Origin of the sequence: Pseudomonas sp. NPDC086278, from assembly GCF_050280905.1 — a bacterium.
GTDB lineage: Bacteria > Pseudomonadota > Gammaproteobacteria > Pseudomonadales > Pseudomonadaceae > Aquipseudomonas.
In genome coordinates, this window is the sequence record NZ_JBNNWE010000025.1 from 1 (window position 1) to 25,753 (window position 25,753).

Genomic DNA, 25,753 nt, shown 5'->3' on the forward strand with positions numbered 1-25,753 from the left:
GTGAAGGTTTGAGCGTACTTCAGTACTTCATCTCCACTCACGGTGCTCGTAAAGGTTTGGCGGCCTCGAAGTCGGTGCCCGGGCGGTGAAGAAAGTCCCGTTGCTGCGCGGCAAGACCGTGTGCAACGTGTTCTTCGAAAACTCCACGCGCACCCGTACCACCTTCGAACTGGCGGCCCAGCGCCTTTCGGCGGACGTGATCACCCTGAACGTGTCGACCTCGTCGGCGAGCAAGGGTGAAACCCTGCTCGATACCCTGCGCAACCTGGAAGCCATGGCCGCCGACATGTTCGTCGTGCGCCACGGTGATTCCGGCGCCGCGCACTTCATCGCCGAACATGTGTGCCCGCAAGTGGCAATCATCAACGGCGGCGACGGCCGTCACGCGCACCCGACCCAAGGCATGCTCGACATGCTGACGATCCGCCGGCACAAGGGCGGTTTCGAAAATCTCTCGGTGGCCATCGTCGGCGACATCCTGCACTCGCGGGTCGCGCGTTCGAACATGCTCGCGCTGAAAACCCTCGGCTGCCCGGACATCCGCGTGATCGCGCCGAAAACCCTGCTGCCGATCGGCATCGAGCAATACGGCGTGAAGGTCTACACCGACATGACCGAAGGTCTGAAAGACGTCGACGTGGTGATCATGCTGCGCTTGCAGCGTGAGCGCATGACCGGCGGCCTGCTGCCGAGCGAAGGCGAGTTCTATCGCCTGTTCGGCCTGACCACCGCGCGCCTGGCCGGGGCCAAGCCGGATTGCATCGTCATGCACCCGGGGCCGATCAACCGTGGCGTGGAGATTGAGTCGGCGGTGGCCGACGGCCCGCACTCGGTGATCCTCAATCAGGTCACCTACGGCATCGCGATTCGTATGGCGGTGTTGTCCATGGCCATGAGCGGGCAGACTGCGCAACGTCAATTCGAGCAGGAGAACGCCCAGTGAAGCTCAGCATTCTCGGCGCACGCGTCATCGATCCGACCTCGGGTCTGGATAAAGTCACCGACATTCATATCGAAGCCTGCAAGATCGTGGCCCTTGGCGCAGCACCCGCCGGTTTTGTGCCGGTCGATACCCTCGACGCCCAAGGCCTGGTGGCCGCGCCTGGCCTGGTTGACCTGAACGTCGCCCTGCGCGAGCCGGGTTACAGCCGCAAAGGCTCGATTGTCAGCGAAACCCGGGCCGCTGCGGCCGGTGGCGTGACCAGCCTGTGCTGCCCGCCGCACACCAAACCGGTGCTCGACACGTCGGCCGTGGCGGAACTGATCCTCGACCGCGCCCGCGAGGCCGGCAACACCAAAGTCTTCCCGATTGGCGCGCTGAGCAAAGGCCTGGACGGCGAACAGCTGGCCGAACTGGTCGCGTTGCGCGATGCCGGTTGTGTGGCCTTCGGCAACGGCCTGGAGAGCTTTCGCAACACCCGCACGCTGTGCCGGGCGCTGGAATACGCGGCGACGTTCGACCTGACGGTGATTTTCCACTCTCAGGACCACGACCTGGCCGAAGGTGGCCTGGCCCACGAAGGCCCGACCGCCAGTTTCCTCGGGTTGCCGGGCATTCCGGAAACCGCCGAGACGGTGGCGTTGGCCCGTGACCTGTTACTGGTCGAACAAAGCGGCGTGCGCGCGCACTTCAGCCAGCTCACCAGCGCTCGCGGCGTGGCCCTGATTGCTCAGGCCCAGGCGCGCGGTTTGCCAGTGACCGCCGACGTGGCGCTGTATCAACTGATTTTGACCGACGAAGCGCTGATCGATTTCAGCAGCCTCTATCACGTCCAGCCGCCGCTGCGCACCCGCGCCGACCGCGACGGCCTGCGTGCGGCGGTGAAGTCGGGCGTGGTGTCCGCCATCTCCAGCCATCACCAGCCGCACGAACGCGACGCCAAACTGGCGCCGTTCGGCGCGACCGAGCCGGGGATCAGCAGCGTTGAACTGTTGCTGCCGCTGGCGATGACGTTGGTTGAGGATGGTTTGCTGGACTTGCCGACGCTGCTGGCGCGCTTGAGCGCCGGGCCCGCCGAGGCATTGCGCTTGCCGGCCGGCCAATTGGCGGTGGGTGGGCCGGCGGACATCGTGTTGTTCGACCCGACGGCGTCGACCGTTGCCGGTGAGAACTGGCTGTCGAAAGGCGAAAACTGCCCGTTCATTGGCCACACCTTGCCGGGCGTGGTGCGATACACCCTGGTGGATGGGCGGATCAGCCACCAGGCTTAACACCGCACTGCCTGCATTCGCGAGCAAGCCCGCTCCCACATTGGAACGCATTCTCCTGTGGGAGCGGGCTTGCTCGCGAAGGCTTACTGAAAGGCGCCTCTGTTCTGTGCATTACGCAGCGAAACCTGGTCATTCAGCGTCCAGAAGTCATACAGCACACCGACAAAGAACAACCCGCCCGTCACCAGGTACAGCAATCCGCTGATCCACTTCCCCTGATACATCCGGTGCACGCCGAATACCCCCAGAAACGTCAGCAGAATCCACGCCACGTTGTATTCGATCGGCCCGGCGGTGAACCGCAGGTCTGCTTCACGGTCCATCGCCGGGATCAGAAACACGTCGATCAGCCAGCCAATACCCAGCAAACCGAAGGTGAAGAACCAGATCGTCCCGGTCACCGGCTTGCCGTAATAGAAGCGGTGAGCCCCGGTGAAACCCAAAATCCACAGCAGATAGCCAATCACTTTGCTGTGGGTGTCTTGATGCGTGCCGGCCTGTTGATAGGTGTTCATGAAGGACCTCGATTCACACGATAGATAAATATTCTTGAATTCTTTGTGACTTTTTTACAGGTTGCCGACGTATGGCAAATGCTACCTTGGATCCCGTCAAAGCCTTATACCACCTGACTCCTGTCCGACAATTGCGTCCATTTGCCGCTTGATTGGTTCCGTTGACCTCCAGGTTCAATCGACCAACGGCCTCGGAATGACAAAAAAAGCTGTTATAAAGTTTCGCGCTAACCCATATGAGCCTTGCCTAATGCGTCCATTTTTCAAGACATGGCTAACCATTTGCCTTTTGATGCCACTGGCCGCCCACGCCACCAATCGTGAGCAACGTCTTCCTAACGTTAATGGTTACACCCCGAAATCCCATGTTTCTGCTCCAACGAGCAAAAACAAGCAAACAGCCAAACACTCGACCCAACTGAGCAAGGCCAACAGCAAACTGGTGCCGCCGATGGCGAGCAAGACCAGCAGCAATGTATTGAGCCGCGCCGTCAACGTCCTCGGTACTCCCTACCGTTGGGGCGGCAGCAGCCCAAGTAAAGGGTTCGATTGCAGTGGTCTGGTGAAATACGCGTTCAACGACGCCACATTCGACCTGCCGCGTACTTCCAACGAGATGGCCAGCGGTCATGGCGAGAAAGTCGAGCGCGGCGACCTGAAGCCGGGCGATCTGATTTTCTTCAACATCAAGAGTCGTCGGGTCAATCACGTTGCCATTTACCTGGGCAATGACCGCTTTATCCACGCACCGCGTCGTGGCAAGTCGGTGACCATCGACACTTTGAAGAAACCGTACTGGGAAAGCCACTACGTCGTTGCCAAGCGGGTTCTGCCGAAAGAGCCTGGGCAGATGCGAGTCGTTCAGCGCTGATTTACCGGTGCCCACCTGAAGGCGGGCATTTGTGGTGAGGGGACAAGCCCCCTCACCACAAGGCTGCATTCCCTACTTAAAAATTATCCGGCGACCGCGCTTTCTCCCGCGCATGCTCCCGACTGATCAAGCCCTTGGTCACCAAGTCCTTCAAGCACATATCCAGCGTCTGCATCCCCAGATTCCCACCCGTCTGAATCGACGAGTACATCTGCGCCACCTTGTCTTCGCGGATCAGGTTACGAATCGCCGACGTTCCGAGCATGATCTCGTGCGCGGCAATGCGCCCGCCGCCGATCTTCTTCACCAAGGTCTGCGACACCACCGCCAGCAGCGACTCGGACAACATCGAGCGCACCATCGACTTCTCGTCCCCCGGAAACACGTCCACCACCCGGTCGATGGTTTTCGCCGCCGACGTGGTGTGCAGCGTGCCGAACACCAGGTGACCGGTCTCGGCGGCGGTCAGCGCCAGGCGAATGGTCTCCAGATCGCGCATCTCCCCCACCAGAATCACGTCCGGGTCTTCGCGCAACGCCGAGCGCAGGGCGGTGGCGAAGCTGCGGGTATCACGGTGGACTTCGCGCTGGTTGATCAGGCATTTGCGCGATTCGTGAACGAACTCGATCGGGTCTTCGATGGTGAGGATGTGGTGATGGCGATGGTTGTTCAGGTAATCGATCATCGCCGCCAGGGTGGTGGATTTGCCGGAGCCGGTCGGGCCGGTCACCAGCACCAGGCCACGCGGCGCCTCGGTAATCTTGCGAAATACCTCGCCCATGCCAAGGTCATCCATGCTCAGGACCTTAGAGGGAATGGTCCGAAACACCGCGCCGGCGCCACGGTTCTGGTTGAAAGCGTTGACCCGGAAGCGCGCCACGCCGGGCACTTCAAAGGAAAAATCGGTTTCCAGGTGTTTCTCGAAGTCGACCCGCTGGGTGTCGTTCATGATGTCGTAGATCAGTTCGTGCACCTGTTTGTGATCCAGGGCCGGCAGGTTGATGCGCCGCACATCGCCATCGACGCGAATCATCGGTGGCAGGCCGGCAGACAGGTGCAAGTCGGAAGCGCCCTGTTTGGCGCTGAACGCCAGTAGCTCAGTGATATCCATAGCACTCCTCAATTCCAGTAGAATGCCGCGAACCTTCAGACCAGCGGCGCCAAATCCTCGCCTGAAAAGTCGCCGAGCGATGATCAGGCAAGGCAAACGTTGGCGAAGAAGCGCAGTTGACGTCAGTCAATGAGCATTCTGAGCCGACTTTTAACGCCGCATGATCGAGTGCAGGCACTTTTCAGGCAGGATTTGATGTCCACGATAGCAGACAACATTCTTCAGGTTAGTTCGCGCATCCAGGCAGCGACCCAGGCCGCGCACCGCGACGAACACAGCGTTCAACTGCTGGCAGTGAGCAAGACCAAGCCCGCCGAGGCCCTGCGCGAAGCCCATGCCGCCGGCCTGCGTGACTTTGGCGAGAACTATCTGCAAGAAGCCCTGGGCAAACAGCTCGAACTGGCCGACCTGCCCTTGATCTGGCACTTCATCGGCCCCATTCAATCGAACAAGACTCGCGCTATCGCCGAGCACTTCGCCTGGGTGCATTCCGTGGATCGTCTGAAAATCGCACAACGCCTGTCCGAACAACGTCCTGCCGATCTGCCGCCACTGAACATCTGCATCCAGGTCAACGTCAGCGGCGAAGCCAGCAAATCCGGCTGCACCCCGGCCGATCTGCCGGCACTGGCCAAGGCCATCAGCGAGTTGCCACGCATCAAGCTGCGCGGGTTGATGGCAATTCCCGAGCCGACTGACGATCGTGCCGAGCAAGACGCCGCTTTTGCTGCCGTGCAGCGCCTGCAAACCAGCCTCAATCTGCCGCTCGACACGCTTTCCATGGGCATGAGCCATGACCTTGAGTCGGCCATCGCCCACGGCGCCACTTGGGTCCGTGTCGGCACGGCCCTGTTCGGTGCCCGCGGCTCTCAACAAATGCACGGCCAGCCTTGACCACTTTCTTTTATAGGGACCTGACATGAGCAAGACTCGTATTGCCTTTATCGGTGCCGGCAACATGGCCGCCAGCCTGATCGGCGGCCTGCGTGCCAAAGGTCTGGACGCGGCACACCTGCGCGCCAGCGATCCGGGCGCTGAAACCCGCGCGCGCGTGAGCGCAGAGCATGGCATTGAAGTATTCGCCGACAACGCCGACGCCATCGAGGACGCCGATGTCGTTGTTCTGGCCGTCAAACCCCAGGCAATGAAAGCCGTGTGCGAAGCCATTCGCCCAAGCCTCAAGCCGAATCAGCTGGTGGTTTCGATTGCCGCCGGCATCACGTGCGCGAGCATGAACAACTGGCTCGGCGCCCAGCCAATCGTGCGCTGCATGCCCAACACGCCAGCGCTGCTGCGCCAGGGCGTGAGCGGTTTGTTCGCCACCGCCGAAGTCACCGCGCAACAGCGCCAGCACGCTGAAGAACTGCTGTCGGCCGTGGGCATTGCCCTGTGGCTGAGCGAAGAACAACAACTGGACGCGGTCACCGCTGTTTCCGGTTCCGGCCCGGCGTACTTCTTTTTGCTGATCGAAGCCATGACCGCCGCTGGCGTCAAGCTTGGTCTGCCGGCAGACATCGCCGCGCAACTGACCGTGCAAACCGCGCTGGGCGCGGCGCACATGGCGGTCGCCAGCGACGTCGACGCCGCTGAGCTGCGTCGCCGCGTGACCTCTCCGGCGGGCACCACCGAAGCCGCCATCAAATCTTTCCAGGCCGACGGCTTCGAGGCGTTGGTAGAAAAAGCACTCGGCGCCGCCGCGCATCGCTCGGCCGAAATGGCTGAGCAACTCGGTCGCTAATCCGCTCTTATAAAGGAATCAATGATGCTCGGACTCAATGACGCTGCCATTTTCATCATTAAAACCCTAGGCAGCCTGTACCTGCTGATCGTGCTAATGCGCTTCATCCTGCAACTGGTGCGGGCGAACTTCTACAACCCGCTCTGCCAGTTCATCGTCAAAGCCACGCAACCGCTGCTCAAGCCGCTGCGCCGGGTCATCCCGAGCATGTTCGGCCTGGACATGTCGTCGCTGGTGCTGGCGCTGATCATTCAGATGCTGCTGATCGCGGTGATCCTCGCGCTCAAAGGCTTCATGGTTGATTGGGTGTTGCTGGTGCCTTGGGCGCTGATCGCGTTGTTCTCGCTGTTTTTGAACATTATTTTCTACGCCATGATCATCAGCGTGATTCTGTCCTGGGTCGCCCCGGGCAGCCACAATCCGGGCGCCGAGCTGGTCGGGCAGATCACTGAACCGGTCCTCGCGCCGTTCCGCCGGATCATTCCGAACCTGGGCGGCCTCGATATTTCGCCGATCTTTGCGTTTATCGTGATCCAGCTGCTGCAAAGCTGGCTGATCCCGCGCCTGGCGTACTTCGCTTTCATGCCGGAAGGGTTGCTCGGGCTGATCTGATTCAGCGAGACCGCGTCGCGCCCTTCGCGAGCAAGCCCGCTCCCACAGAGAAATGCATTCCCTGTGGGATTCGACTTGCTCGTGAAGGGCGCGACTCGATTCAACGGAATGAAATCACCCCCGCCCTTTGCTTGCCGCTAACCCCCCCGGTCTTTAGACTTACGCCTCATTTCAACGAGAGCAGGGTCGATGCCAACTGCCTTTCCCGCCGATTCTGTTGGTCTGGTGACGCCGCAAGTGGCGCACTTCAGCGAGCCCCTGGCCCTGGCCTGTGGCCGTTCGCTCCCAGCGTATGACCTGATTTACGAAACCTACGGCACGCTGAACGCCACGGCGAGCAACGCCGTGCTGATCTGTCACGCCTTGTCTGGCCATCATCACGCGGCCGGTTTCCACAGCCCCGACGACCGCAAACCCGGTTGGTGGGACAGCTGCATCGGCCCCGGCAAGCCGATCGATACCCGCAAGTTCTTCGTGGTCAGCCTGAACAACCTCGGCGGCTGCAACGGCTCAACCGGCCCCAGCAGCCTCAACCCGGAGACCGGCAAGCCGTTCGGCGCCGATTTCCCGGTGTTGACCGTGGAAGACTGGGTGCACAGCCAGGCACGCCTGGCCGACCGGATCGGCATCGGCCAATGGGCCGCAGTGATCGGCGGCAGCCTCGGCGGCATGCAGGCGATGCAATGGAGCATCACTTACCCCGAACGCATTCGTCACTGCCTGGCCATCGCCTCGGCACCCAAGCTGTCGGCGCAGAACATCGCCTTCAACGAAGTCGCGCGCCAGGCGATCCTCACCGACCCCGAGTTCCACGGCGGTTCGTTCCAGGAAGCGGGCGTGATCCCCAAGCGCGGCTTGATGCTGGCGCGGATGGTCGGGCACATCACCTATCTGTCCGATGACTCGATGGGCGAGAAATTCGGCCGTGGCCTCAAGAGCGAAAAACTCAACTATGACTTCCACAGCGTCGAGTTCCAGGTGGAAAGCTACCTGCGTTATCAGGGCGAAGAATTCTCCGGGCGTTTCGACGCCAACACCTATCTGCTGATGACCAAGGCGCTGGATTACTTCGACCCGGCGGCGAACTTCGACGACGACCTGGCGAAAACCTTCGCCGGAGCCCAGGCCAAGTTCTGCGTGATGTCCTTCACCACCGACTGGCGCTTCTCCCCTGCCCGCTCGCGGGAACTGGTGGATGCGCTGATGGCCGCGAAAAAAGACGTTTGCTACCTCGAGATCGACGCTCCGCAAGGCCACGACGCCTTCCTGATTCCGATCCCGCGTTATTTGCAGGCGTTCAGCAACTATATGAACCGAATCCAATTGTGAGAAAGCCATGAGAGCCGATCTGGAAATCATCCAGGAATGGATCCCCGCCGGCAGCCGCGTGCTCGACCTCGGTTGCGGTGACGGCGAGCTGCTGACGTGGCTGCGCGACAACAAGCAAGTCACCGGCTATGGCCTGGAAAACGACCCGGACAACATCGCCGAGTGCGTGGCCAAGGGCATCAACGTGATCGAGCAGGACCTGGACAAGGGCCTGGGCAACTTTGCCAGCAACAGCTTCGACATCGTGGTCATGACCCAGGCGCTGCAAGCCGTGCATTACCCGGACAAGATCCTCGACGAAATGCTGCGGGTCGGGCGCCAGTGCATCATCACCTTCCCCAACTTCGGTCACTGGCGCTGCCGCTGGTACCTGGCGAGCAAGGGCCGGATGCCGGTTTCGGACTTTCTGCCTTACACCTGGTACAACACGCCGAACATCCACTTCTGCACCTTCGGCGACTTTGAAGAACTGTGCCGCGAACGTGAAGCCAAGGTCATTGATCGGCTGGCCGTGGATCAACAGCACCGGCACGGGTGGGCCAGCAAGCTATGGCCTAATCTGTTAGGTGAGATCGGTATCTACCGTGTCAGCAGCCCAGGGCTGCAAGATCATAAAATCGCGGTCTGAACCAAGACATTTCAAGGAGAACGATCATGGGTCGTCTAGCGCTGTTTTTACTTACTGCCTGCCTGAGCGTCACCGCCATGGCCGCCGACGTTATCAAGAGCACGCGCCAGGAAACCTTCGGCGACGTGACGGTGCACTACAACACCTTCAACTCGACCTACCTGACACCGGACATCGCCCGGGCGGCCGAGTTGATCCGTAGCAAGAATCAGGGCGTGATCAACGTGTCGGTGATAAAGGAAGGCAAGCCGTTGATGGCGTCGGTCACCGGCACCGTCAAAGACCTGACCAGCCAGAGCGTGCCGCTGAACTTCAAACAGGTGACCGAGCAAGGCGCGATTTACTACATCGCCCAGTACCCGGTGGACCAGCAGGAAATCCGCACCTTCGAAATCAAGGTGCAGAACGGCGACAAAATCAACACCATCAATTTCAACCAAGAGCTCTTCCCCGGCGAATGATCAACTTCACGCAACTCGTACTGGCCAGCCACAACGCCGGCAAACTCAAGGAACTCCAGGCCATGCTCGGCGACGCGGTGCAACTGCGCTCGATCGGCGAGTTCAGCACGGTCGAGCCTGAAGAAACCGGCCTGTCGTTCGTCGAGAACGCCATCCTCAAGGCCCGCAATGCCGCGCGCATTTCCGGTCTGCCGGCGCTGGCCGACGATTCCGGGTTGGCGGTGGATTTCCTTGGCGGTGCGCCGGGGATCTATTCGGCGCGTTACGCCGACGGCCAGGGCGATGCGGCGAACAACGCCAAACTGCTCGACGCCTTGAAAGACGTGCCTGACGCCGAGCGCGGCGCGCAGTTCGTCTGCGTATTGGCGCTGGTGCGGCATGCCGATGATCCACTGCCAATTCTCTGTGAAGGCTTGTGGCACGGACGCATCCTGCGAGTGGCCAGCGGCGAACACGGTTTTGGTTACGATCCGCTGTTCTGGGTGCCGGAGCGCGGTTGCTCCAGCGCCGACCTGAGCCCGAGCGACAAAAACCTGATCAGCCACCGCGCCCGTGCAATGGATCTGCTGCGCCAGCGTCTGGGCCTGAAATGACCCACGACTCATCCGCGTCGCCGCTGATTTACGGCGGCGCCGCCCAATCGCCTCGGGCTGCGCTGCCGACGCTGCCGCCCTTGGCGTTGTACATCCACATTCCGTGGTGTGTGCGCAAATGCCCGTATTGCGACTTCAATTCCCACACCGCCAGCCCGGTGCTGCCGGAACAGGAGTACGTCGACGCGCTGCTGGCCGACCTCGATCAGGATCTGCACGCGGTCTACGGCCGTGAGTTGAGTTCGATCTTCTTCGGTGGCGGCACGCCGAGCCTGTTCAGCGCCGAGGCACTGGGCCGCTTGCTCAAAGGTGTCGAACAGCGCATTGCGTTTGCCAGTGACATCGAAATTACCCTGGAAGCCAATCCAGGCACGTTCGAGCAAGAGAAGTTCGTCGCCTACCGGGCGCTGGGCATCAATCGCTTGTCGATTGGCATCCAGAGTTTTCAGGAAGAAAAGCTCAAGGCCCTCGGGCGGATTCACAACGGTGACGAAGCCGTGCGTGCCGCCGGCATGGCGCGTCAGGCCGGGTTCGATAATTTCAACCTGGACTTGATGCACGGTTTGCCCGATCAGTCGCTGGACGACGCGCTGAGCGACTTGCGCCAGGCCATCGCCCTGAAGCCGACGCATCTGTCCTGGTATCAGCTGACCCTGGAGCCAAACACGGTGTTCTGGAACCAGCCGCCGACGCTGCCGGAAGACGACACGTTGTGGGACATTCAGGAAGCCGGGCAGGCATTGCTGGCCGAGCACGGTTACGCGCAATACGAAGTCTCGGCTTATGCCCAACCCGGTCGCCCGGCGCGGCATAACCTCAATTACTGGAGTTTCGGCGACTTCATCGGCATCGGCGCCGGCGCCCACGGCAAGCTCAGCCACCCGGACGGGCGCATCGTGCGCACCTGGAAAACTCGCCTGCCCAAGGACTATCTGAACCCGGCGAAAAGCTTCAAGGCCGGCGAAAAGGCGCTGACCAACGATGAACTGCCGTTCGAATTCCTGATGAACGCTTTGCGCCTGACCGAAGGCGTCGAGTCGCGCCTGTATCCGGAGCGCACGGGCCTGCCGCTGGAAAGCCTCGCCGAGGGTCGCCGTGAAGCCGAACAAACTGGCTTGTTGCAGGTCGAACCGTCACGCCTGGCGGCCACCGAGCGCGGCCAACTGTTTCTCAACGATTTGCTGCAGACATTTCTGAGCTGATTTCAGCCTTAAGGGAAAACCAATGGATTTGATCCTCGACCTGCTCGCCACCGTGTCCCGCTGGAGCCGCAGCAACCTGTCGGAAATTTCTCTGGCACTGGTGGGTTGTCTGCTGGTGCTGTTCGGCGCCGACATCAAAAGCTGGGTCGACCAACGCCTGGGCAGCATCGCCGGCGCCTTGCGCGTCCCGCTGATGGCCCTGCTGTGCATGGTCGGCAGCGGCGTCGCACTGATCTACGCCACGCCATGGATCATCAAAGGCCTGAGCCAGTTCAACAACTACAGCCTGGCGCCAGTGTTGCTGGTGGTGCTGGTGCTGATCGGCGTAGTCGCCGACCGCCGCTGATTTCAGCTACAACCTAAAACAACGGTGGGAGCGGCGGTGCGACGATTCGACTTGCTCGCGAAAGCGGTGTGTCAGTCGACATGAATGTATCTGATACACCGCTTTCGCGAGCAAGTCGAATCGTCGCACCGCCGCTCCCACATTAGGTATTGCGTGGGCTCAGGACTGTTTTTCGAACTTCAGATCCCACACGCCGTGCCCAAGGCGTTCGCCACGGCGTTCGAACTTGGTGATCGGGCGCTCGGTCGGACGCGGCACGCATTTGCCGTCTTCGGCCAGGTTGCGATAGCCCGGCGCGACGTTCATCACTTCCAGCATGTACTCGGCATACGGCTCCCAGTCGGTCGCCATGTGCAGAATGCCGCCGACCTTCAACTTGCTGCGCACCAGTTCAGCGAACGATGCCTGAACGATACGACGCTTGTGATGACGGCTCTTGTGCCACGGGTCCGGGAAAAACAGCATCAGGCGATCGAGGCTGTTGTCGGCCACGCACTGGTTGAGCACTTCGATCGCGTCGCAATCGTAGACCCGCAGGTTAGTCAGGCCCTGCGTCAGTACGCCATTGAGCAGCGCGCCGACACCCGGCCGGTGAACTTCCACGCCGATAAAATCCTGTTCCGGCGAAGCGGCGGCCATTTCCAGCAGCGAATGGCCCATGCCGAAACCGATTTCCAGCGAACGTGGCGCGGAACGGCCGAACACCTGGTCGAAGTCTACCGGTGCATCGGCCAATGGCAGCACGAACAGCGGCGTGCCTTGTTCCAGGCCTTTTTGCTGGCCTTCGGTCATGCGCCCGGCGCGCATCACAAAACTCTTGATGCGGCGGTGTTGGCGCTCGTCGCCTTCTTCCGGCTGGATTGGCGTGTCGTTTGATTCAGTCATCAATGGCTCTTACTTGATCAGACCATCCAGCGGCGAGGACGCGCTGGCATAGAGTTTTTTCGGCATGCGGCCGGCGAGGTAGGCCAGGCGACCCGCGACGATGGCGTGTTTCATGGCTTCAGCCATCATGATCGGCTGCTGGGCGTGAGCGATGGCCGAGTTCATCAGCACCGCTTCGCAACCCAGTTCCATGGCGATGGTCGCGTCGGAAGCAGTACCGACACCGGCATCGACCAACACCGGAATCTTGGCTTCTTCGAGGATGATCTGCAGGTTGTACGGGTTGCAGATCCCCAGGCCCGTGCCGATCAGACCGGCCAGCGGCATCACCGCGATAACGCCGATTTCCGCCAGTTGACGGGCGATGATCGGGTCATCGCTGGTGTAGACCATCACGTCGAAACCTTCCTTGACCAGCACTTCGGCGGCCTTGAGGGTTTCAATCACGTTGGGGAACAGGGTTTTCTGGTCCGCCAGCACTTCCAGTTTCACCAGGTTGTGACCGCCAAGCAGTTCACGGGCCAGGCGGCAGGTGCGCACCGCCTCGGTGGCGTCGAAGCAGCCGGCGGTGTTGGGCAGGAAGGTGTAGCGGTCCGGCGACAGGACTTCGAGCAGGTTCGGTTCGCCCGGATTCTGGCCCAGATTGGTGCGGCGCACGGCGAAGGTGACAATCTCGGCACCCGAGGCTTCGATGGCCAGACGGGTTTCTTCCATGTCGCGGTACTTGCCGGTGCCTACCAGCAAACGCGACTGGTAAGTACGACCGGCCAGGACGAAGGGCTTGTCGCTACGAACGATGCTCATGGGAAATCCTCTGTAGGGGTGAGGTTCTTGCAGAATTCTGTGCCCTTGCGGGCCGGGCGCCTAGCCACCGCCGATGGCGTGCACGACTTCGACACTGTCGCCGTCGTTCAACGTGGTGTCGCCATGCTGGCTGCGCGGGACGATATCCAGATTGAGTTCCACCGCCACCCGGCGTCCGGTCAGTTCCAGACGGGTCAGCAGCGCCGCAACGGTTTCACCGTCAGGCAGTTCAAGGGATTCGCCGTTCAACTGAATGCGCATGCAGGAAGCCGCCATCATTTTTAGGGGCTGGCATTCTAGCCCGATCAGTCTTGGCGACCCAAGCCATTCGTCATGAAACGGACCGCCCGGTCAGCTCAACCGCCAGGCGGCGAGGCCGAGGCAGAACCAGCCGATCAGGAATGCCAGGCCGCCGAAGGGGGTGATAATGCCGAGCTTACTGATACCGGTCAGGGTCAGCAGGTACAAACTGCCGGAAAACAGCACAATGCCAATCGCAAACGAGGCGCCGGCCCAGGTAATCAAACGCCCCGGAACCTGCGTGGCCAGCAGCGCCACGCCCAACAACGCCAGGGTGTGTACCAGTTGATAGGTGACGCCGGTGTGGAAAATCGCCAGGTACTCTGGCGTCAGACGGTTTTTCAGGCCGTGGGCGGCGAACGCGCCAAGGGCAACGCCGGTGAAGCCGAAGAAAGCGGCCAGCATCAGAAAGCCACGCAGCATGAATAACTCCAGTCAGACTCGATCAACAGGGTCTGTATAATGGCCCGCTCAACGGGTTCGGCCAAGCCATCTCTATGCTGCGTTCATTTTTACGACGTTTCACCAAAGCCCTGCTCTGGTTCGCGGGTGGCAGCGTATTGCTGGTGCTGATCTTTCGCGTGGTGCCACCACCGGGCACGGCGCTGATGGTTGAGCGCAAGGTGCAATCCTGGTTCGACGGCGAGCCGATTGACCTGCAGCGCACCTGGAAACCCTGGGATGAAATCTCTGACGACCTGAAACTCGCGGTGATTGCGGGCGAGGATCAGAAATTCCCGGAGCATTGGGGTTTTGACTTTGGGGCGATCCAGGCCGCGCTGGCGCACAACGAGCTGGGTGGTTCGATTCGCGGGGCCAGCACCTTGAGTCAGCAAGTGTCGAAGAATCTGTTTTTGTGGTCCGGCCGCAGTTGGTTGCGCAAAGGCCTGGAAGCCTGGTTTACCGGGTTGATCGAAGTGTTCTGGCCCAAGCAGCGAATTCTCGAGGTGTACTTGAACAGCGTCGAGTGGGATGACGGCGTGTTTGGCGCGGAAGCGGCGGCCCGGCATCATTTTGGCGTCAGCGCGAAAGGGCTTAGCCGCCAGCAATCGAGCCTGCTGGCTGCCGTACTGCCGAACCCGAGGGTATGGAGCGCGAGCCATCCGACCAACTACGTGGCGCGCCGCGCCGGCTGGATTCGGCAGCAGATGAGTCAGTTGGGTGGTGACAGCTATTTACTGGGGCTCAACGATTCGCGCCGGGCGCCTTGGGCTCAGTAACACCGCAGATCCCTTGTGGGAGCGGGCTTGCTCGCGAAGGCGTCGTGTCATCCAGCAATGATGTTGACTGACACGACGCTTTCGCGAGCAAGCCCGCTCCCACAGGGGGCCAGGGTGAAGCTGAAAACTGGTCATCAACAAAAACGCCCCGATCATTGCTGATCGGGGCGTTTTTTTATTGCCGGTTCGCAGGTTATGCGGCAATCGACAACTTGAGCTTGTTCATCGCGCTCTTCTCGAGCTGACGAATACGCTCGGCCGACACGTTGTACTTCTGCGCCAAGTCGTGCAGCGTGGCTTTCTCTTCAGCCAACCAGCGCTGGTAAAGGATGTCACGGCTGCGGTCGTCCAGCACTTCCAGCGCTTCGTGCAGGTTGTGGTTGGAGTTGTCGCTCCAGTCGGCATCTTCCAGTTGACGGGCCGGGTCATACCGGTGGTCTTCCAGATAGTTGGCCGGCGACTGGAAAGCACTGTCGTCGTCCGCTTCTGCGGCCGGGTCGAAGGCCATGTCATGGCCGGTCAGGCGACTTTCCATCTCGCGCACTTCCCGCGGCTCTACGCCGAGGCTTTCCGCCACACGGTGGACTTCTTCGTTGTTCAGCCACGCCAGGCGTTTCTTCTGGCCACGCAGGTTGAAGAACAGCTTGCGCTGGGCCTTGGTGGTCGCGACTTTCACAATGCGCCAGTTGCGCAGGATGAACTCGTGAATCTCCGCCTTGATCCAGTGCACAGCGAACGACACCAGGCGCACACCCATCTCAGGGTTGAAGCGCTTCACGGCCTTCATCAGGCCGACGTTGCCTTCCTGGATCAGGTCAGCCTGAGCCAGACCGTAGCCGGAATAGCTACGGGCGATATGTACGACAAAACGCAGGTGGGCGAGGACCATCTGCCGAGCCGCCCCCAAATCCTGCTCATAATAGAGACTCTCGGCCAGTTCACGCTCCTGCTCCGGCGTCAGCAATGGAATGCTGTTGACGGTGTGCACATAGGCCTCCAGGTTCGCACCCGGGACCAGAGCATATGCAGGTTGCAAAGAATTGGTCATACGAAAAAACCTCCGACTACATGACTCGTGCAGTTCAGCACTGCGAAAATTGACCGGAAACCGCAAGACAAGTTCCCATAAACGCTGAAAGGTCAATACGAGCAAAATGATACTACTTAGGCGCAAGCTCCCTCAGGTGGCGTGCGACTGCAATCCATGCACCGATATACCCCAACAGCACCGCGCCAAGCAAGAGAGACAGACCATCGGCAGCTGGCACTCCGGCCAGCGCAAAATTACTGCCGTACAAACCGGCCAATCCTACCACCGCCTCGTTCAGCCAGTTCAGGCCAAACGCCAATACGCCCCAGGAAAGTATCCCCGCACCGAAACCATATAACGCGCCCATATACAGAAAGGGCCTGCGCACATAGCTGTCCGTGCCGCCGACGAGTTTAATCACTTCTATCTCTGTGCGGCGGTTTTCAATATGAAGACGAATGGTATTGCCTATCACCAAAAGTAATGCAGAAACCAGAAGCACGGTCAGACCGAACACAAATCGGTCGCCCAGCTTGAGGATGGCTGCCAGACGCTCGACCCAGACTAGATCAAGTTGCGCCTGTTGCACCTTCGGCAGCTCGGAAAGTTTTTGTCGTAATGCTTCAAGCGCGGGCTTGTCGACTTCCTTCGGGGTCACTAACACCACACCGGGCAGCGGGTTTTCCGGCAATTCCTTCAGTGCCTCACCCAGCCCCGACTGCTGCTGAAACTCTTCCAGCGCCTGATCGCGGCCGACATATTCAGCCTCCGCGACGCCCGGCATGCCTTTGATCTGTTCACGCAACGACTCGCCTTCAGCCGGGCTGGCTTCAAGTTGCAGGTACAGGGAAATCTGCGCCGCACGCTGCCAGGAACCGCCCAGACGCTCGACGTTACTCAGCAAAAGTGACAGGCCCATCGGCAAGCTCAACGCAACCGCCATCACCATGCAGGTGAAAAAGCTGCCGATCGGCTGTTTACCCAGGCGGCGCAAGCTGTCCAGCAGGCTGGCGCGATGGCTTTCGATCCAGGCGCGAAACAGCGTGGCGAAGTCAGGGCCGTCGTCATCGTCGCGTTTTTTCTTCTGCGGCTGCGGATCGGCGGCTTTCGGCGCGACACGCTCGGAAACCTTGGGGCTGCGTGTCGCACTCATTCGGCCGCCTCCCCGTCGCCGATCAATCGGCCGCGTTGCAGGGTCAGCATGCGGTGACGCATGCGGGCGATCAGGGCCAGGTCGTGACTGGCGATCAGCACGCTGGTGCCCAGACGGTTGATGTCTTCGAACACACCCATGATCTCGGCGGCCAGGCGCGGGTCGAGGTTACCGGTCGGTTCGTCCGCCAGTAGCAAGGCCGGGCGATGAACGATGGCGCGGGCAATGCCGACGCGTTGTTGCTGTCCGGTGGACAGGTCGCCGGGGTACAGATCGGTCTTGTCCGAGAGCGCCACGCGCTCCAGCGCCGAATCCACCCGCTTGGCGATTTCGGCCTTGGACAGGCCGAGAATCTGCAACGGCAACGCGACATTGTTAAAGACGGTGCGATCAAACAGCAGCTGGTGATTCTGGAACACCACGCCAATCTGCCGGCGCAGGTACGGAATCTGCGCATTGCTGATGGTGCCGAGGTCCTGGCCGGCCAGCAGCAACTTGCCCGTGGTCGGACGCTCCATGGCCAGCAACAGGCGCAACAAAGTACTTTTACCGGCGCCGGAGTGGCCGGTGACAAACAAGAACTCGCCACGACGGACTCGAAAGCTCAGCTCATGCAAGCCGACGTGACCGTTCGGGTAGCGCTTACCGACCTGTTCGAAACGAATCATGAACGCTCCCGCTCGGCAAACAATGCCTGGACAAAGGGTTCTGCTTCAAAAGTACGCAAATCATCAATGCCTTCACCCACGCCGATGTAGCGAATCGGCAGACCAAATTGCTTGGCCAGGGCGAAAATCACCCCGCCCTTGGCGGTTCCGTCGAGTTTGGTCAGCGCCAGCCCGGTCAGTTCGACGGTCTGGTTGAACTGCTTGGCCTGGTTGATGGCGTTCTGGCCGGTGCCGGCGTCGAGTACCAACAGCACTTCATGCGGCGCGTCGGCGTCGAGTTTGCTGATGACCCGGCGAACCTTCTTCAACTCTTCCATCAAATTGTCTTTGGTGTGCAGGCGACCGGCGGTGTCGGCGATCAGTACGTCAATGCCACGGGCCTTGGCGGCCTGCACGGCATCGAAGATAACCGAAGCGGAGTCGGCGCCGGTGTGCTGGGCGATCACCGGGATCTTGTTGCGCTCGCCCCAGACCTGCAATTGCTCGACCGCTGCCGCGCGGAAGGTATCACCTGCCGCGAGCATGACTTTCTTGCCTTCCAGTTGCAGCTTTTTCGCCAGTTTGCCGATGGTGGTGGTTTTGCCGGCACCGTTGACGCCGACGACCAGAATCACGAACGGCTTGTTCTGCGAGGTGATTTTCAGCGGCTGCTCAACAGGCTTGAGCATCGCCGCCAGTTCAGCTTGCAGGGATTTGTACAACGCGTCCGCATCGGCCAGCTCTTTGCGGGCGACCTTCTGGGTCAGGCGCTGGATGATCACCGAGGTCGCTTCGACACCCACGTCGGCGGTCAGCAGACGGGTTTCGATGTCTTCAAGCAGCTCGTCATCGATGATCTTCTTGCCCAGAAACAGGCTGGCCATGCCTTCGCCGATGCTGGCGCTGGTCTTGGACAGGCCCTGCTTGAGCCGGGCGAAGAAACCGGCCTTGGTCTCTTCGGTACGCGCAGGCTCGGCCGGGGTTTCGACGACAGCGACAGGCGTTTCGACAACCGGGACGACGATTGGCGCAGGCGCTGGTGCTTGAGCAGCCGGAGCAGCCGGAGCAGCCGGAGCAACAAAAGCAGGGACCACCGGTTCTGCAACCACCGGCTCAGGCGCGGCCACCACGACCGGTTCGACAACCGGCTCAATCACTGGAACCCGAGCAGGCTCAGGGGTAAACGCAAGCGGCGCAGGAATCGGCGGCGTGACATGCGGCGCCAACTCGTCATCAACCAGCGCGACCGGCTCTTCCGCCACCGGCAAGGTGAGCCACGGTTCGGCGACTGGCGTCAGCGGCTGTTCAGCAACAATTCCAGGTGCAGGTTCAGCCTCAACCACCGGTTGCAGTACCGGCTCGGCCATCGGCAGAACAATCGGCGTCGGTTCTTCTTCTATTACCGGCGCTGGCGTTGGTTCAGGCTGTGGCTGTTCGACGACGGGTTCCTGCGGCTTTTTGCGCAGCCATCCGAACAGGCTTTTCTTCTCGCCAGCCGCAGCTGGGGCTTTCTTGTCGTCGTTGGAACCAAACATGGAGGACGGCTATCTCACGGTAGCGACGCGCCCAAGGGCGCCCCGGCAAATAAATATTCGATGCAGAACAGACTGCGATTGATCCAGCTTGTTCACGCGCAACATTTTGTCGAGGCGCAATCAGCGCCTCAAAGGTCGACTAATACGAAGGACTGGAACGGCATCGTCGGCGAAAACGCAGAGTTTAGCTGACAAACTCAAAGCTCAAGCCGTAAACCCAAACAACCTGCCGGCCGATCAAAGGCCTGATAGGCGTGGCCGCCAGTAAAACGGATCAGTATCCTAGCACCCTCTCGCCCGCCGACGCTAAGACCAAGCGGGCAGCTCAACAGGTTTAAAAACGAATGAATGCTCTAGCCCGCCGCGCCGCAGGCCTGCTGTTCAGCACAGTTTGTCTGCCCTTTTCTGCCCTTGCTGCCGATCCGCAACCCACCCACGAATTCACCCTCGACAACGGCTTGAAAGTCATCGTGCGCGAAGACCATCGCGCGCCGGTGGTGGTTTCCCAGGTCTGGTACAAGGTCGGCTCCAGCTACGAGACGCCGGGGCAGACCGGTTTGTCCCACGCGCTTGAACACATGATGTTCAAGGGCAGCGAAAAAGTCGGCCCCGGCGAAGCCTCGTTGATCCTGCGCGACCTCGGCGCCGAAGAGAACGCGTTCACCAGCGACGACTTCACCGCGTACTACCAGGTGCTGGCCCGCGACCGTCTGGGCGTGGCCTTCGAGCTGGAAGCCGACCGCATGGCCAGCCTGCGCCTGCCGGCTGACGAGTTCGCCCGCGAGATCGAAGTCATCAAGGAAGAACGTCGCCTGCGCACCGACGACAAGCCGATGGCCAAGGCCTACGAGCGCTTCAAGGCCATGGCTTACCCGGCCAGCGGTTACCACACGCCGACCATTGGCTGGATGGCGGACCTGGACCGCATGAAAGTCGAAGAGCTGCGCCACTGGTACCAATCCTGGTACGTGCCGAACAACGCCACGCTGGTGGTGGTCGGCGACGTAACCCCGGACGAGGTCAAAGCCCTGGCCCAGCGCTATTTCGGCCCGATCGCCAAGCGTGAAGTGCCCCCGGCGAAAATCCCGCTGGAGCTGGCCGAGCCCGGCGAGCGTCTGATTACCCTGCACGTGCAGACCCAATTGCCGAGCCTGATGCTGGGCTTCAACGTGCCGAGCATCGCCACCGCCGAAGACAAACGTTCGGTCAACGCCCTGCGCCTGATCTCGGCCCTGCTCGACGGCGGCTACAGCGGCCGCATCCCGACGCAACTGGAGCGCGGCGAGGAGCTGGTGTCCGGCGGTTCGTCGAGTTACGACGCCTACACTCGCGGCGACAGCCTGTTCACCTTGTCGGCCACGCCGAACACGCAGAAAAAGAAAACCATGGCCCAGGTTGAAGCCGGCTTGTGGAAACTGCTCGAACAACTGAAAACCACCGCGCCGTCCGCCGATGAGCTGGAACGTGTGCGGGCGCAAGTGATTGCCGGCCTGGTTTATGAGCGTGACTCGATCACCAGCCAGGCTACGTCGATTGGCCAACTGGAAACCGTCGGCCTGTCGTGGAAGCTGATGGACACGGAACTCGCCGACCTGGAAAGCGTGACCCCGCAAGATATCCAGAACGCCGCCAAGCTGTATTTCACCCGCGAACGTCTCAGCGTCGCCCATGTCCTGCCACTGGAGACGACTCATGAGTGAGCGTAAAAAATCCCGCCTGGCCCTGATCGGCCTGATCGCTGTTGCAGTGATCGGCTCCACGGCGGTCTACCTGTCCAAAAGCGATGAGAGCAACGCCAGCGAAGCGTTGGACAAGGCCAAGTCCACCCAGAAGCTGCAATCGCTGACTGAACTGGATGGCAAGGCACCGAGCCACCGTTCGCTCGATGTGCAGACCTGGCGCACCGCCGAAGGCGCCAAGGTGATGTTTGTCGAAGCCCGCGAGCTGCCGATGTTCGACCTGCGCCTGATCTTCGCCGCCGGCAGCAGCCAGGACGGCAATGCGCCGGGGCTGGCGGTGCTGACCAACGCGATGCTCAACGAAGGCGTGGCCGGTAAAGATGTCGGCGCCATCGCTCAGGGTTTCGAGAGCCTCGGCGCAGACTTTGGCAACGGCGCGTTCAAGGACATGTCGCTCGCTTCGCTGCGCAGCCTCAGTGCCCCGGACAAACGCGAGCCGGCGCTGAAACTGTTTGCAGAAGTGGTAGGCAAACCGACCTTCCCCGCCGATTCGTTCGCACGCATCAAGAACCAGATGCTGGCCGGTTTCGAATACCAGAAGCAGAACCCGGGCAAACTGGCGAGCCTGGAGCTGATGAACCGCTTGTACAGCGACCACCCCTACGCGCATTCCAGCGACGGCACGGCGAAAAGCATCCCGGCGATCACCCTGGCTCAGTTGAAAGCGTTCCACGAAAAAGCCTACGCCGCCGGCAACGTGGTGATTGCGCTGGTGGGCGACTTGTCCCGCGCCGAAGCCGAAGCCATTGCCGCGCAGGTCTCCAGCGCGCTGCCCAAAGGCCCGGCACTGCCGAAGATCGCGCAACCGGTCGAGCCGAAAGCGAGCATCGGCCACATCGAGTTTCCGTCCAAACAAACCAACCTGATGCTCTCGCAACTGGGCATCGACCGTGACGATCCGGACTACGCGGCGCTGTCCATGGGCAACCAGATCCTCGGCGGCGGTGGTTTCGGCACCCGTTTGATGAGCGAAGTTCGCGAGAAGCGCGGGCTGGCATACGGCGTGTATTCGGGCTTCACCCCGATGCAGGCGCGTGGCCCGTTCATGATCAACCTGCAAACCCGCGCCGAGATGAGCGAAGGCACGCTGAAACTGGTGCAGGACGTGCTGGCGGACTACCTTAAGACCGGCCCGACCCAGAAAGAACTCGACGACGCCAAGCGCGAACTGGCGGGCAGCTTCCCGCTGTCCACCGCCAGCAACGCCGACATCGTCGGTCAGCTCGGCGCCATGGGGTTCTACAACCTGCCGCTGAGCTACCTGGACGACTTCATGCGTCAGTCCCAGAGCCTGACCGTCGAGCAAGTCAAAGAAGCAATGAACAAACACTTGAGCACGGACAAAATGGTCATCGTCAGCGCTGGCCCGACCGTGCCGCAAAAGCCGTTACCGGCCCCATCTGATAAACCTGCCGAGCAACCGCTCGGGGTTCCGGAGCATTAATGGCCACTCGTCCAAAAAAACCTGTTCACAACGTGCACAACGGTGTGAACCAACTGCGCATCATCGGCGGTGAATGGGGCAGCCGAAAGCTGAGCTTCCCCGATGCGCCGGGCCTGCGCCCGACGCCGGACCGGGTACGAGAAACCCTGTTCAACTGGCTCGCCCCTTATGTTCCCGGAGCCAAGGTGTTCGACCCGTTCGCCGGCAGCGGCGCGCTGTTCCTCGAGGCGTTGTCCCGTGGCGCAGCGCAGGGCCAGGCGCTGGACGCCAGCAACATCGCCGTCGCCAGCATCAAGGAACACCTGGGCACGTTGCGCTGCACCACCGGCCAGATCCAGACCGCCGATGCGCTGCGCTATCTGGAAACCCAGGCAGCCACGCCTTACGACGTGGTATTCCTCGATCCGCCGTTCAACCAGAACCTGTTGCCAACCGTCTGCACGTTGCTCGAAGAACGTCAGTGGCTGGCCAACGAGGCCTGGATCTACACTGAAAGTGAAAATGCGCCATCGAGCCTCGGCTTGCCAGGCAACTGGCGCCTGCACCGGGAGCAGAAATCCGGGCGGGTGTATTACGCGTTGTGGCAGCGTATGGCAGAGATCGCCGGTTAACCGACCGGCCTGAAAGGGTGCGCACAGGTTGCGCACCGCGGCATCGAGAGCAATCGTGTCCCTTGCGTCAGAACGTTTCACTCCCGCCTTCGGCCTCGGCAACCCGCACTTGCAAACCTTGTGGGGACCGCTGTGGCGCAAAACCACGCACATCGAACGCGAGCGCGAACGCGTGTGGCTCGAGGACGGCGACTTCCTTGATCTGGACTGGCACGGCCCGCACAGCGCCGACGCACCGCTGGTGCTGGTGCTGCACGGGCTGACCGGTTCTTCCAATTCGCCTTACGTCGCCGGCGTACAAAAAGCCCTCGGCGCCCAAGGCTGGGCCAGCGTAGCGTTGAACTGGCGCGGGTGCTCGGGCGAACCGAATCTGCTGCCGCGCAGCTACCATTCCGGCGCCAGCGAAGACCTGGCCGAAGCCATCACGCACCTGCGGGCCAAGCGGCCACTTGCACCGCTGTATGCGGTCGGTTATTCGCTGGGCGGCAACGTGTTACTCAAGTACCTGGGTGAAACCGGCAGTGACAGCGGCGTGCTCGGCGCGGTGGCCGTGTCGGTGCCGTTTCGGCTCGACCAGTGCGCCGATCGTATCGGCCAGGGTTTCTCGAAGGTCTATCAGGCGCACTTCATGCGCGAGATGGTCGGCTACATCAAGAACAAACAGCGTCAGTTTCAGCACGACGGGCGCGAAGACGGTTTGGCGGCACTGGCGGCGCTGGGCTCACTGGAGAACATGCGCACCTTCTGGGATTTCGATGGCCGGGTTACAGCGCCGCTGAATGGTTTTATCGATGCCGAGGATTACTACCGACGCGCGTCCAGTCGTTATTTCCTCGGTGAAATTCGCACGCCGACCCTGATCATTCAGTCCGCCGACGACCCGTTTGTGTTCCCGCACAGCCTGCCGCAAGCAACGGAATTGTCCGCTTCGACGCAGTTCGAATTGCAGGCCAAGGGTGGGCATGTCGGTTTCGTCGAGGGCTCATTCCGGCAACCGGGTTATTACCTGGAGCGGCGCATCCCGCAGTGGTTGAGCGCCGTGGGTCGCGAGTAGTCGATGGACGAACTCGCGGCCACGGGGGGATTTGCCGTCACTCGCCGAGGGCGATACCGCGCGCGGGATCGTTGATCCACTCGCTCCACGACCCGGCGTACAACGCCCCCAACGGATAACCCGCCAGGCACAACGCGAACAGGTTGTGACACGCCGTCACACCAGAACCGCAGTACGCCACCAGTTCATCAGGTGACCGATTGCCGAGTTTGGCGGCAAACCGCTGCTTGAGCTGATCAGCCGGCAGGAAGCGCCCATTGCTGTCCAGGTTCTCGTTGAACGCCGCGCATTGCGCCCCGGGAATGTGCCCGGCAATCGGATCGATGGGTTCCACTTCGCCCTTGAAACGCGGCAAGGCGCGGGCGTCCAGCAAGGTCAATTCCGGCTGGCCGAGCCGCTGCTGAAGTTGTTCGGCGCTCATGATCAGCGCGTTGTCCGGCGCGCCGTTAAACGTACCGCGCCGGGTGTCGCAGGCATCCAGGCTCAGTGGCAAACCGGCCGCGTGCCACGCCTTGAGCCCGCCATCCAGAATAAACACGCCGTCGCGCTTGCCCAGCCAGGCCAGCAACCACCAGGCCCGGGCCGCGAATGCGCCAGGACCGTCGTCGTACACCACCACTTCGCTGTCGGCGTCGATGCCCCAGGCTTGCAGCCGTTCGACCAAATCCTCGGCGTCAGGCAGCGGATGACGCCCGGTGACACCCTTGATCACCTTGCCACTCAAATCACGCTCAAGATCGGCAAACTTCGACCCGGCAATATGCCCTTCGGCGTAGCTGCGTTGACCGTAATCCGGGTCTTCGAGGGCAAAACGACAATCCAGAATCACCAGCCCCGGCTGATCCTTTTTCAGGTCCAGTGCTTGCGGGCTGATCAGTTGCGCAATGGGCATAACGGGCTCCTGTGATGACGTCGGTTTTATAGCCTGCTGTACGTTCTATCCCGCATCTTCAAGGGCCTGGGCCAGCGGTACGTAAAACTCTTCGTACAGCGCATTCACGGCATCGCGGGCTTGATCCGTGACGAAACCGGCCTCCAGCACCAGCACCTGATACACGCCACGTTTGATGGCTTGCTCGCTCAGATGGTTGGAGTTTTCCCGAGTGGTGCACAGAAAACGCACCCACGAGGTGAGGATGATCCAGGCATTGAGGGTCAGCGATTCGATCTGCACCTTGTCCATGCTCAGGATTCCGGCTTCGACGAAGGCTGCGTAGATGTGCGTGCCATGGATCAGGCAGCGCTGGGAAAAACGCCGATAACGGGCGGCGAGTTCCGGATCGCTGTCGAGCAAATGCTCGAGGTCACGATGCAAAAAGCGGTAACGCCACATTGCCGCCAGCAATTCCTGAAGGTAGAACCGTTTGTCGTCCACCGTCGACGCCCGGCCCTGAGGCGGGCGCAGGAAGCTGTCCACCAGGCTTTCGTACTCACTGAACAGCACGGCGATAATCGCCTGCTTGTTGGGGAAGTGGTAGTACAGGTTGCCCGGTGAAATTTCCATATGGGCTGCGATGTGGTTGGTGCTGATGCTGCGCTCGCCCTGCTGGTTGAACAGCTCCAGGCTGTTCTGCACGATGCGCTCGCTGGTTTTAATCCTGGGGGCCATGGCTTGAGCTTTAATCCAGAGTGCGATGAAGCGCATCTTACGACCTAACCGCGGCAGGATAAAACACTGCATGTCATTTGACTTTATAGAGCACAGACTCTAAAA

28 protein-coding genes and 1 pseudogene are annotated in these 25,753 nt (G+C 61.0%); 17 read left to right on the forward strand and 12 right to left on the reverse strand.

All coding sequences use genetic code 11. From position 1 onward, the window contains the following. Window positions 1-64: 64 nt before the first annotated feature. Both ACQKP4_RS10365 and ACQKP4_RS10370 read left to right on the forward strand, forming a co-directional pair. A pseudogene (locus ACQKP4_RS10365) lies at window positions 65-943 on the forward strand (aspartate carbamoyltransferase catalytic subunit); the annotation flags it as partial. Beyond that, window positions 940-2,211: a dihydroorotase gene (locus ACQKP4_RS10370; protein WP_427632793.1), complete on the forward strand. Its 1,272-nt coding sequence runs from the start codon at window positions 940-942 to the stop codon at window positions 2,209-2,211. The pseudogene ACQKP4_RS10365 and the gene ACQKP4_RS10370, both read left to right, overlap by 4 nt. Window positions 2,212-2,294: 83 nt before the next feature. Here ACQKP4_RS10370 and ACQKP4_RS10375 read toward each other — a convergent pair whose 3' ends face one another. Beyond that, a complete protein-coding gene (locus ACQKP4_RS10375; RefSeq protein ID WP_427632795.1) occupies window positions 2,295-2,726 on the reverse strand; it encodes an NINE protein in 432 nt (143 codons plus the stop codon). Between the two features lie 250 nt (window positions 2,727-2,976). Here ACQKP4_RS10375 and ACQKP4_RS10380 point away from each other — a divergent pair, with 250 nt between their 5' ends. Then, entirely contained in the window at window positions 2,977-3,597 is a 621-nt protein-coding gene (locus tag ACQKP4_RS10380) for a C40 family peptidase (RefSeq protein WP_427632797.1), read from the forward strand. A 76-nt stretch (window positions 3,598-3,673) separates the two neighbouring features. Here ACQKP4_RS10380 and ACQKP4_RS10385 read toward each other — a convergent pair whose 3' ends face one another. Further along, window positions 3,674-4,708 carry a type IV pilus twitching motility protein PilT gene (locus tag ACQKP4_RS10385; protein ID WP_427632798.1) on the reverse strand — a complete coding sequence of 345 codons (1,035 nt, stop codon included), beginning with the start codon at window positions 4,706-4,708 and terminating at the stop codon, window positions 3,674-3,676. A gap of 195 nt (window positions 4,709-4,903) precedes the next feature. Between ACQKP4_RS10385 and ACQKP4_RS10390 the strand changes: the two genes are divergently transcribed. From ACQKP4_RS10390 to ACQKP4_RS10430, 9 genes are all read left to right on the forward strand, one after another. Further along, a complete protein-coding gene (locus ACQKP4_RS10390) occupies window positions 4,904-5,602 on the forward strand; it encodes a YggS family pyridoxal phosphate-dependent enzyme (RefSeq protein ID WP_427632800.1) in 699 nt (232 codons plus the stop codon). 25 nt (window positions 5,603-5,627) lie between these two features. Then, window positions 5,628-6,446, forward strand: coding sequence for a pyrroline-5-carboxylate reductase (gene proC, locus ACQKP4_RS10395; protein ID WP_427632802.1), 819 nt, complete (start codon window positions 5,628-5,630; stop codon window positions 6,444-6,446). A 24-nt stretch (window positions 6,447-6,470) separates the two neighbouring features. Further along, entirely contained in the window at window positions 6,471-7,058 is a 588-nt protein-coding gene (locus ACQKP4_RS10400) for a YggT family protein (RefSeq protein WP_427632804.1), read from the forward strand. Between the two features lie 189 nt (window positions 7,059-7,247). Next, window positions 7,248-8,387 (forward strand): homoserine O-succinyltransferase MetX, encoded by a 1,140-nt coding sequence (gene metX / locus ACQKP4_RS10405; protein ID WP_427632806.1) that lies wholly within the window; start codon window positions 7,248-7,250, stop codon window positions 8,385-8,387. Between the two features lie 7 nt (window positions 8,388-8,394). Continuing rightward, a complete protein-coding gene (gene metW, locus ACQKP4_RS10410; RefSeq protein WP_427632808.1) occupies window positions 8,395-9,015 on the forward strand; it encodes a methionine biosynthesis protein MetW in 621 nt (206 codons plus the stop codon). A gap of 26 nt (window positions 9,016-9,041) precedes the next feature. Beyond that, window positions 9,042-9,476, forward strand: a complete 435-nt coding sequence (locus ACQKP4_RS10415; RefSeq protein WP_427632810.1) for a DUF4426 domain-containing protein — start codon at window positions 9,042-9,044, stop codon at window positions 9,474-9,476. Next, complete coding sequence (rdgB, locus tag ACQKP4_RS10420) at window positions 9,473-10,069, forward strand: RdgB/HAM1 family non-canonical purine NTP pyrophosphatase (RefSeq protein ID WP_427632811.1); 597 nt, start codon at window positions 9,473-9,475, stop codon at window positions 10,067-10,069. Before ACQKP4_RS10415 ends, rdgB begins: the two co-directional genes overlap by 4 nt. Further along, the gene (gene hemW, locus ACQKP4_RS10425) at window positions 10,066-11,271 is read left to right on the forward strand and encodes a radical SAM family heme chaperone HemW (protein ID WP_427632813.1); all 1,206 of its coding nucleotides are present in this window, start codon (window positions 10,066-10,068) and stop codon (window positions 11,269-11,271) included. Before rdgB ends, hemW begins: the two co-directional genes overlap by 4 nt. Before the next feature lie 22 nt (window positions 11,272-11,293). Beyond that, on the forward strand, window positions 11,294-11,617 hold the full coding sequence (locus tag ACQKP4_RS10430; protein ID WP_427632815.1) for a DUF3392 domain-containing protein: 324 nt from the start codon (window positions 11,294-11,296) through the stop codon (window positions 11,615-11,617). Window positions 11,618-11,776: 159 nt separating this feature from the next. On the opposite strand, the gene trmB is transcribed toward ACQKP4_RS10430, so the two are convergent. The 4 genes from trmB to ACQKP4_RS10450 form a co-directional block, all read right to left on the reverse strand. Then, on the reverse strand, window positions 11,777-12,502 hold the full coding sequence (gene trmB / locus ACQKP4_RS10435; RefSeq protein WP_427632817.1) for a tRNA (guanosine(46)-N7)-methyltransferase TrmB: 726 nt from the start codon (window positions 12,500-12,502) through the stop codon (window positions 11,777-11,779). Between the two features lie 9 nt (window positions 12,503-12,511). Continuing rightward, window positions 12,512-13,306 (reverse strand): thiazole synthase, encoded by a 795-nt coding sequence (locus ACQKP4_RS10440; protein ID WP_008068101.1) that lies wholly within the window; start codon window positions 13,304-13,306, stop codon window positions 12,512-12,514. A 60-nt stretch (window positions 13,307-13,366) separates the two neighbouring features. Next, window positions 13,367-13,567: a sulfur carrier protein ThiS gene (gene thiS / locus ACQKP4_RS10445; protein WP_427632819.1), complete on the reverse strand. Its 201-nt coding sequence runs from the start codon at window positions 13,565-13,567 to the stop codon at window positions 13,367-13,369. A gap of 90 nt (window positions 13,568-13,657) precedes the next feature. Further along, complete coding sequence (locus ACQKP4_RS10450; protein WP_427632821.1) at window positions 13,658-14,029, reverse strand: DUF423 domain-containing protein; 372 nt, start codon at window positions 14,027-14,029, stop codon at window positions 13,658-13,660. Window positions 14,030-14,103: 74 nt separating this feature from the next. On the opposite strand from ACQKP4_RS10450, the gene mtgA reads away from it, so the two are divergent. Continuing rightward, window positions 14,104-14,826 (forward strand): monofunctional biosynthetic peptidoglycan transglycosylase, encoded by a 723-nt coding sequence (mtgA, locus tag ACQKP4_RS10455; RefSeq protein ID WP_427632822.1) that lies wholly within the window; start codon window positions 14,104-14,106, stop codon window positions 14,824-14,826. Between the two features lie 193 nt (window positions 14,827-15,019). On the opposite strand, the gene rpoH is transcribed toward mtgA, so the two are convergent. The 4 genes from rpoH to ftsY all read right to left on the reverse strand — a co-directional run bounded on the left by rpoH (window position 15,020) and on the right by ftsY (window position 19,191). Further along, entirely contained in the window at window positions 15,020-15,874 is an 855-nt protein-coding gene (gene rpoH / locus ACQKP4_RS10460) for an RNA polymerase sigma factor RpoH (protein ID WP_045059814.1), read from the reverse strand. A 112-nt stretch (window positions 15,875-15,986) separates the two neighbouring features. Then, entirely contained in the window at window positions 15,987-17,009 is a 1,023-nt protein-coding gene (gene ftsX, locus ACQKP4_RS10465) for a permease-like cell division protein FtsX (RefSeq protein WP_427632825.1), read from the reverse strand. Continuing rightward, window positions 17,006-17,677 carry a cell division ATP-binding protein FtsE gene (gene ftsE / locus ACQKP4_RS10470; protein ID WP_427632827.1) on the reverse strand — a complete coding sequence of 224 codons (672 nt, stop codon included), beginning with the start codon at window positions 17,675-17,677 and terminating at the stop codon, window positions 17,006-17,008. Before ftsE ends, ftsX begins: the two co-directional genes overlap by 4 nt. Beyond that, on the reverse strand, window positions 17,674-19,191 hold the full coding sequence (gene ftsY / locus ACQKP4_RS10475) for a signal recognition particle-docking protein FtsY (protein ID WP_427632829.1): 1,518 nt from the start codon (window positions 19,189-19,191) through the stop codon (window positions 17,674-17,676). The genes ftsE and ftsY overlap by 4 nt, the downstream gene beginning before the upstream one ends. A 344-nt stretch (window positions 19,192-19,535) precedes the next feature. Here ftsY and ACQKP4_RS10480 point away from each other — a divergent pair, with 344 nt between their 5' ends. The 4 genes from ACQKP4_RS10480 to ACQKP4_RS10495 are packed head-to-tail and all read left to right on the forward strand — an operon-like array spanning window position 19,536 to window position 24,039. Further along, window positions 19,536-20,891 carry a M16 family metallopeptidase gene (locus ACQKP4_RS10480; RefSeq protein WP_427632831.1) on the forward strand — a complete coding sequence of 452 codons (1,356 nt, stop codon included), beginning with the start codon at window positions 19,536-19,538 and terminating at the stop codon, window positions 20,889-20,891. Further along, window positions 20,884-22,374 carry a M16 family metallopeptidase gene (locus tag ACQKP4_RS10485; RefSeq protein ID WP_427632833.1) on the forward strand — a complete coding sequence of 497 codons (1,491 nt, stop codon included), beginning with the start codon at window positions 20,884-20,886 and terminating at the stop codon, window positions 22,372-22,374. Before ACQKP4_RS10480 ends, ACQKP4_RS10485 begins: the two co-directional genes overlap by 8 nt. Next, window positions 22,374-22,985 carry a 16S rRNA (guanine(966)-N(2))-methyltransferase RsmD gene (gene rsmD, locus ACQKP4_RS10490; RefSeq protein ID WP_427632835.1) on the forward strand — a complete coding sequence of 204 codons (612 nt, stop codon included), beginning with the start codon at window positions 22,374-22,376 and terminating at the stop codon, window positions 22,983-22,985. The genes ACQKP4_RS10485 and rsmD overlap by 1 nt, the downstream gene beginning before the upstream one ends. A 55-nt stretch (window positions 22,986-23,040) precedes the next feature. Beyond that, window positions 23,041-24,039, forward strand: a complete 999-nt coding sequence (locus ACQKP4_RS10495) for a hydrolase (RefSeq protein ID WP_427632837.1) — start codon at window positions 23,041-23,043, stop codon at window positions 24,037-24,039. A gap of 37 nt (window positions 24,040-24,076) precedes the next feature. Here the strand turns inward: ACQKP4_RS10495 and ACQKP4_RS10500 are convergent, their stop codons facing one another. Both ACQKP4_RS10500 and ACQKP4_RS10505 read right to left on the reverse strand, forming a co-directional pair. After that, entirely contained in the window at window positions 24,077-24,931 is an 855-nt protein-coding gene (locus ACQKP4_RS10500; RefSeq protein WP_427632839.1) for a sulfurtransferase, read from the reverse strand. A gap of 45 nt (window positions 24,932-24,976) precedes the next feature. Then, on the reverse strand, window positions 24,977-25,648 hold the full coding sequence (locus tag ACQKP4_RS10505; RefSeq protein ID WP_427632841.1) for a TetR/AcrR family transcriptional regulator: 672 nt from the start codon (window positions 25,646-25,648) through the stop codon (window positions 24,977-24,979). Window positions 25,649-25,753 lie beyond the last annotated feature (105 nt).

Excerpts from the sequence above, each read along its gene's own strand:
- ACQKP4_RS10505 (WP_427632841.1), bottom strand. The coding sequence starts at position 25,648 with ATGGCCCCCAGGATTAAAACCAGCGAGCGCATCGTGCAGAACAGCCTG.
- rsmD (WP_427632835.1), top strand. The coding sequence starts at position 22,374 with ATGGCCACTCGTCCAAAAAAACCTGTTCACAACGTGCACAACGGTGTG.
- rdgB (WP_427632811.1), top strand. The coding sequence starts at position 9,473 with ATGATCAACTTCACGCAACTCGTACTGGCCAGCCACAACGCCGGCAAA.
- ftsX (WP_427632825.1), bottom strand. The coding sequence starts at position 17,009 with ATGAGTGCGACACGCAGCCCCAAGGTTTCCGAGCGTGTCGCGCCGAAA.
- ACQKP4_RS10430 (WP_427632815.1), top strand. The coding sequence starts at position 11,294 with ATGGATTTGATCCTCGACCTGCTCGCCACCGTGTCCCGCTGGAGCCGC.
- ACQKP4_RS10390 (WP_427632800.1), top strand. The coding sequence starts at position 4,904 with ATGTCCACGATAGCAGACAACATTCTTCAGGTTAGTTCGCGCATCCAG.
- ACQKP4_RS10485 (WP_427632833.1), top strand. The coding sequence starts at position 20,884 with ATGAGTGAGCGTAAAAAATCCCGCCTGGCCCTGATCGGCCTGATCGCT.
- ACQKP4_RS10500 (WP_427632839.1), bottom strand. The coding sequence starts at position 24,931 with ATGCCCATTGCGCAACTGATCAGCCCGCAAGCACTGGACCTGAAAAAG.
- hemW (WP_427632813.1), top strand. The coding sequence starts at position 10,066 with ATGACCCACGACTCATCCGCGTCGCCGCTGATTTACGGCGGCGCCGCC.
- ACQKP4_RS10400 (WP_427632804.1), top strand. The coding sequence starts at position 6,471 with ATGCTCGGACTCAATGACGCTGCCATTTTCATCATTAAAACCCTAGGC.
- trmB (WP_427632817.1), bottom strand. The coding sequence starts at position 12,502 with ATGACTGAATCAAACGACACGCCAATCCAGCCGGAAGAAGGCGACGAG.
- ACQKP4_RS10450 (WP_427632821.1), bottom strand. The coding sequence starts at position 14,029 with ATGCTGCGTGGCTTTCTGATGCTGGCCGCTTTCTTCGGCTTCACCGGC.
- proC (WP_427632802.1), top strand. The coding sequence starts at position 5,628 with ATGAGCAAGACTCGTATTGCCTTTATCGGTGCCGGCAACATGGCCGCC.
- thiS (WP_427632819.1), bottom strand. The coding sequence starts at position 13,567 with ATGCGCATTCAGTTGAACGGCGAATCCCTTGAACTGCCTGACGGTGAA.
- ftsE (WP_427632827.1), bottom strand. The coding sequence starts at position 17,677 with ATGATTCGTTTCGAACAGGTCGGTAAGCGCTACCCGAACGGTCACGTC.
- ACQKP4_RS10480 (WP_427632831.1), top strand. The coding sequence starts at position 19,536 with ATGAATGCTCTAGCCCGCCGCGCCGCAGGCCTGCTGTTCAGCACAGTT.
- metW (WP_427632808.1), top strand. The coding sequence starts at position 8,395 with ATGAGAGCCGATCTGGAAATCATCCAGGAATGGATCCCCGCCGGCAGC.
- ACQKP4_RS10415 (WP_427632810.1), top strand. The coding sequence starts at position 9,042 with ATGGGTCGTCTAGCGCTGTTTTTACTTACTGCCTGCCTGAGCGTCACC.
- ACQKP4_RS10440 (WP_008068101.1), bottom strand. The coding sequence starts at position 13,306 with ATGAGCATCGTTCGTAGCGACAAGCCCTTCGTCCTGGCCGGTCGTACT.
- ACQKP4_RS10385 (WP_427632798.1), bottom strand. The coding sequence starts at position 4,708 with ATGGATATCACTGAGCTACTGGCGTTCAGCGCCAAACAGGGCGCTTCC.
- rpoH (WP_045059814.1), bottom strand. The coding sequence starts at position 15,874 with ATGACCAATTCTTTGCAACCTGCATATGCTCTGGTCCCGGGTGCGAAC.
- metX (WP_427632806.1), top strand. The coding sequence starts at position 7,248 with ATGCCAACTGCCTTTCCCGCCGATTCTGTTGGTCTGGTGACGCCGCAA.
- ACQKP4_RS10380 (WP_427632797.1), top strand. The coding sequence starts at position 2,977 with ATGCGTCCATTTTTCAAGACATGGCTAACCATTTGCCTTTTGATGCCA.
- ftsY (WP_427632829.1), bottom strand. The coding sequence starts at position 19,191 with ATGTTTGGTTCCAACGACGACAAGAAAGCCCCAGCTGCGGCTGGCGAG.
- mtgA (WP_427632822.1), top strand. The coding sequence starts at position 14,104 with ATGCTGCGTTCATTTTTACGACGTTTCACCAAAGCCCTGCTCTGGTTC.
- ACQKP4_RS10375 (WP_427632795.1), bottom strand. The coding sequence starts at position 2,726 with ATGAACACCTATCAACAGGCCGGCACGCATCAAGACACCCACAGCAAA.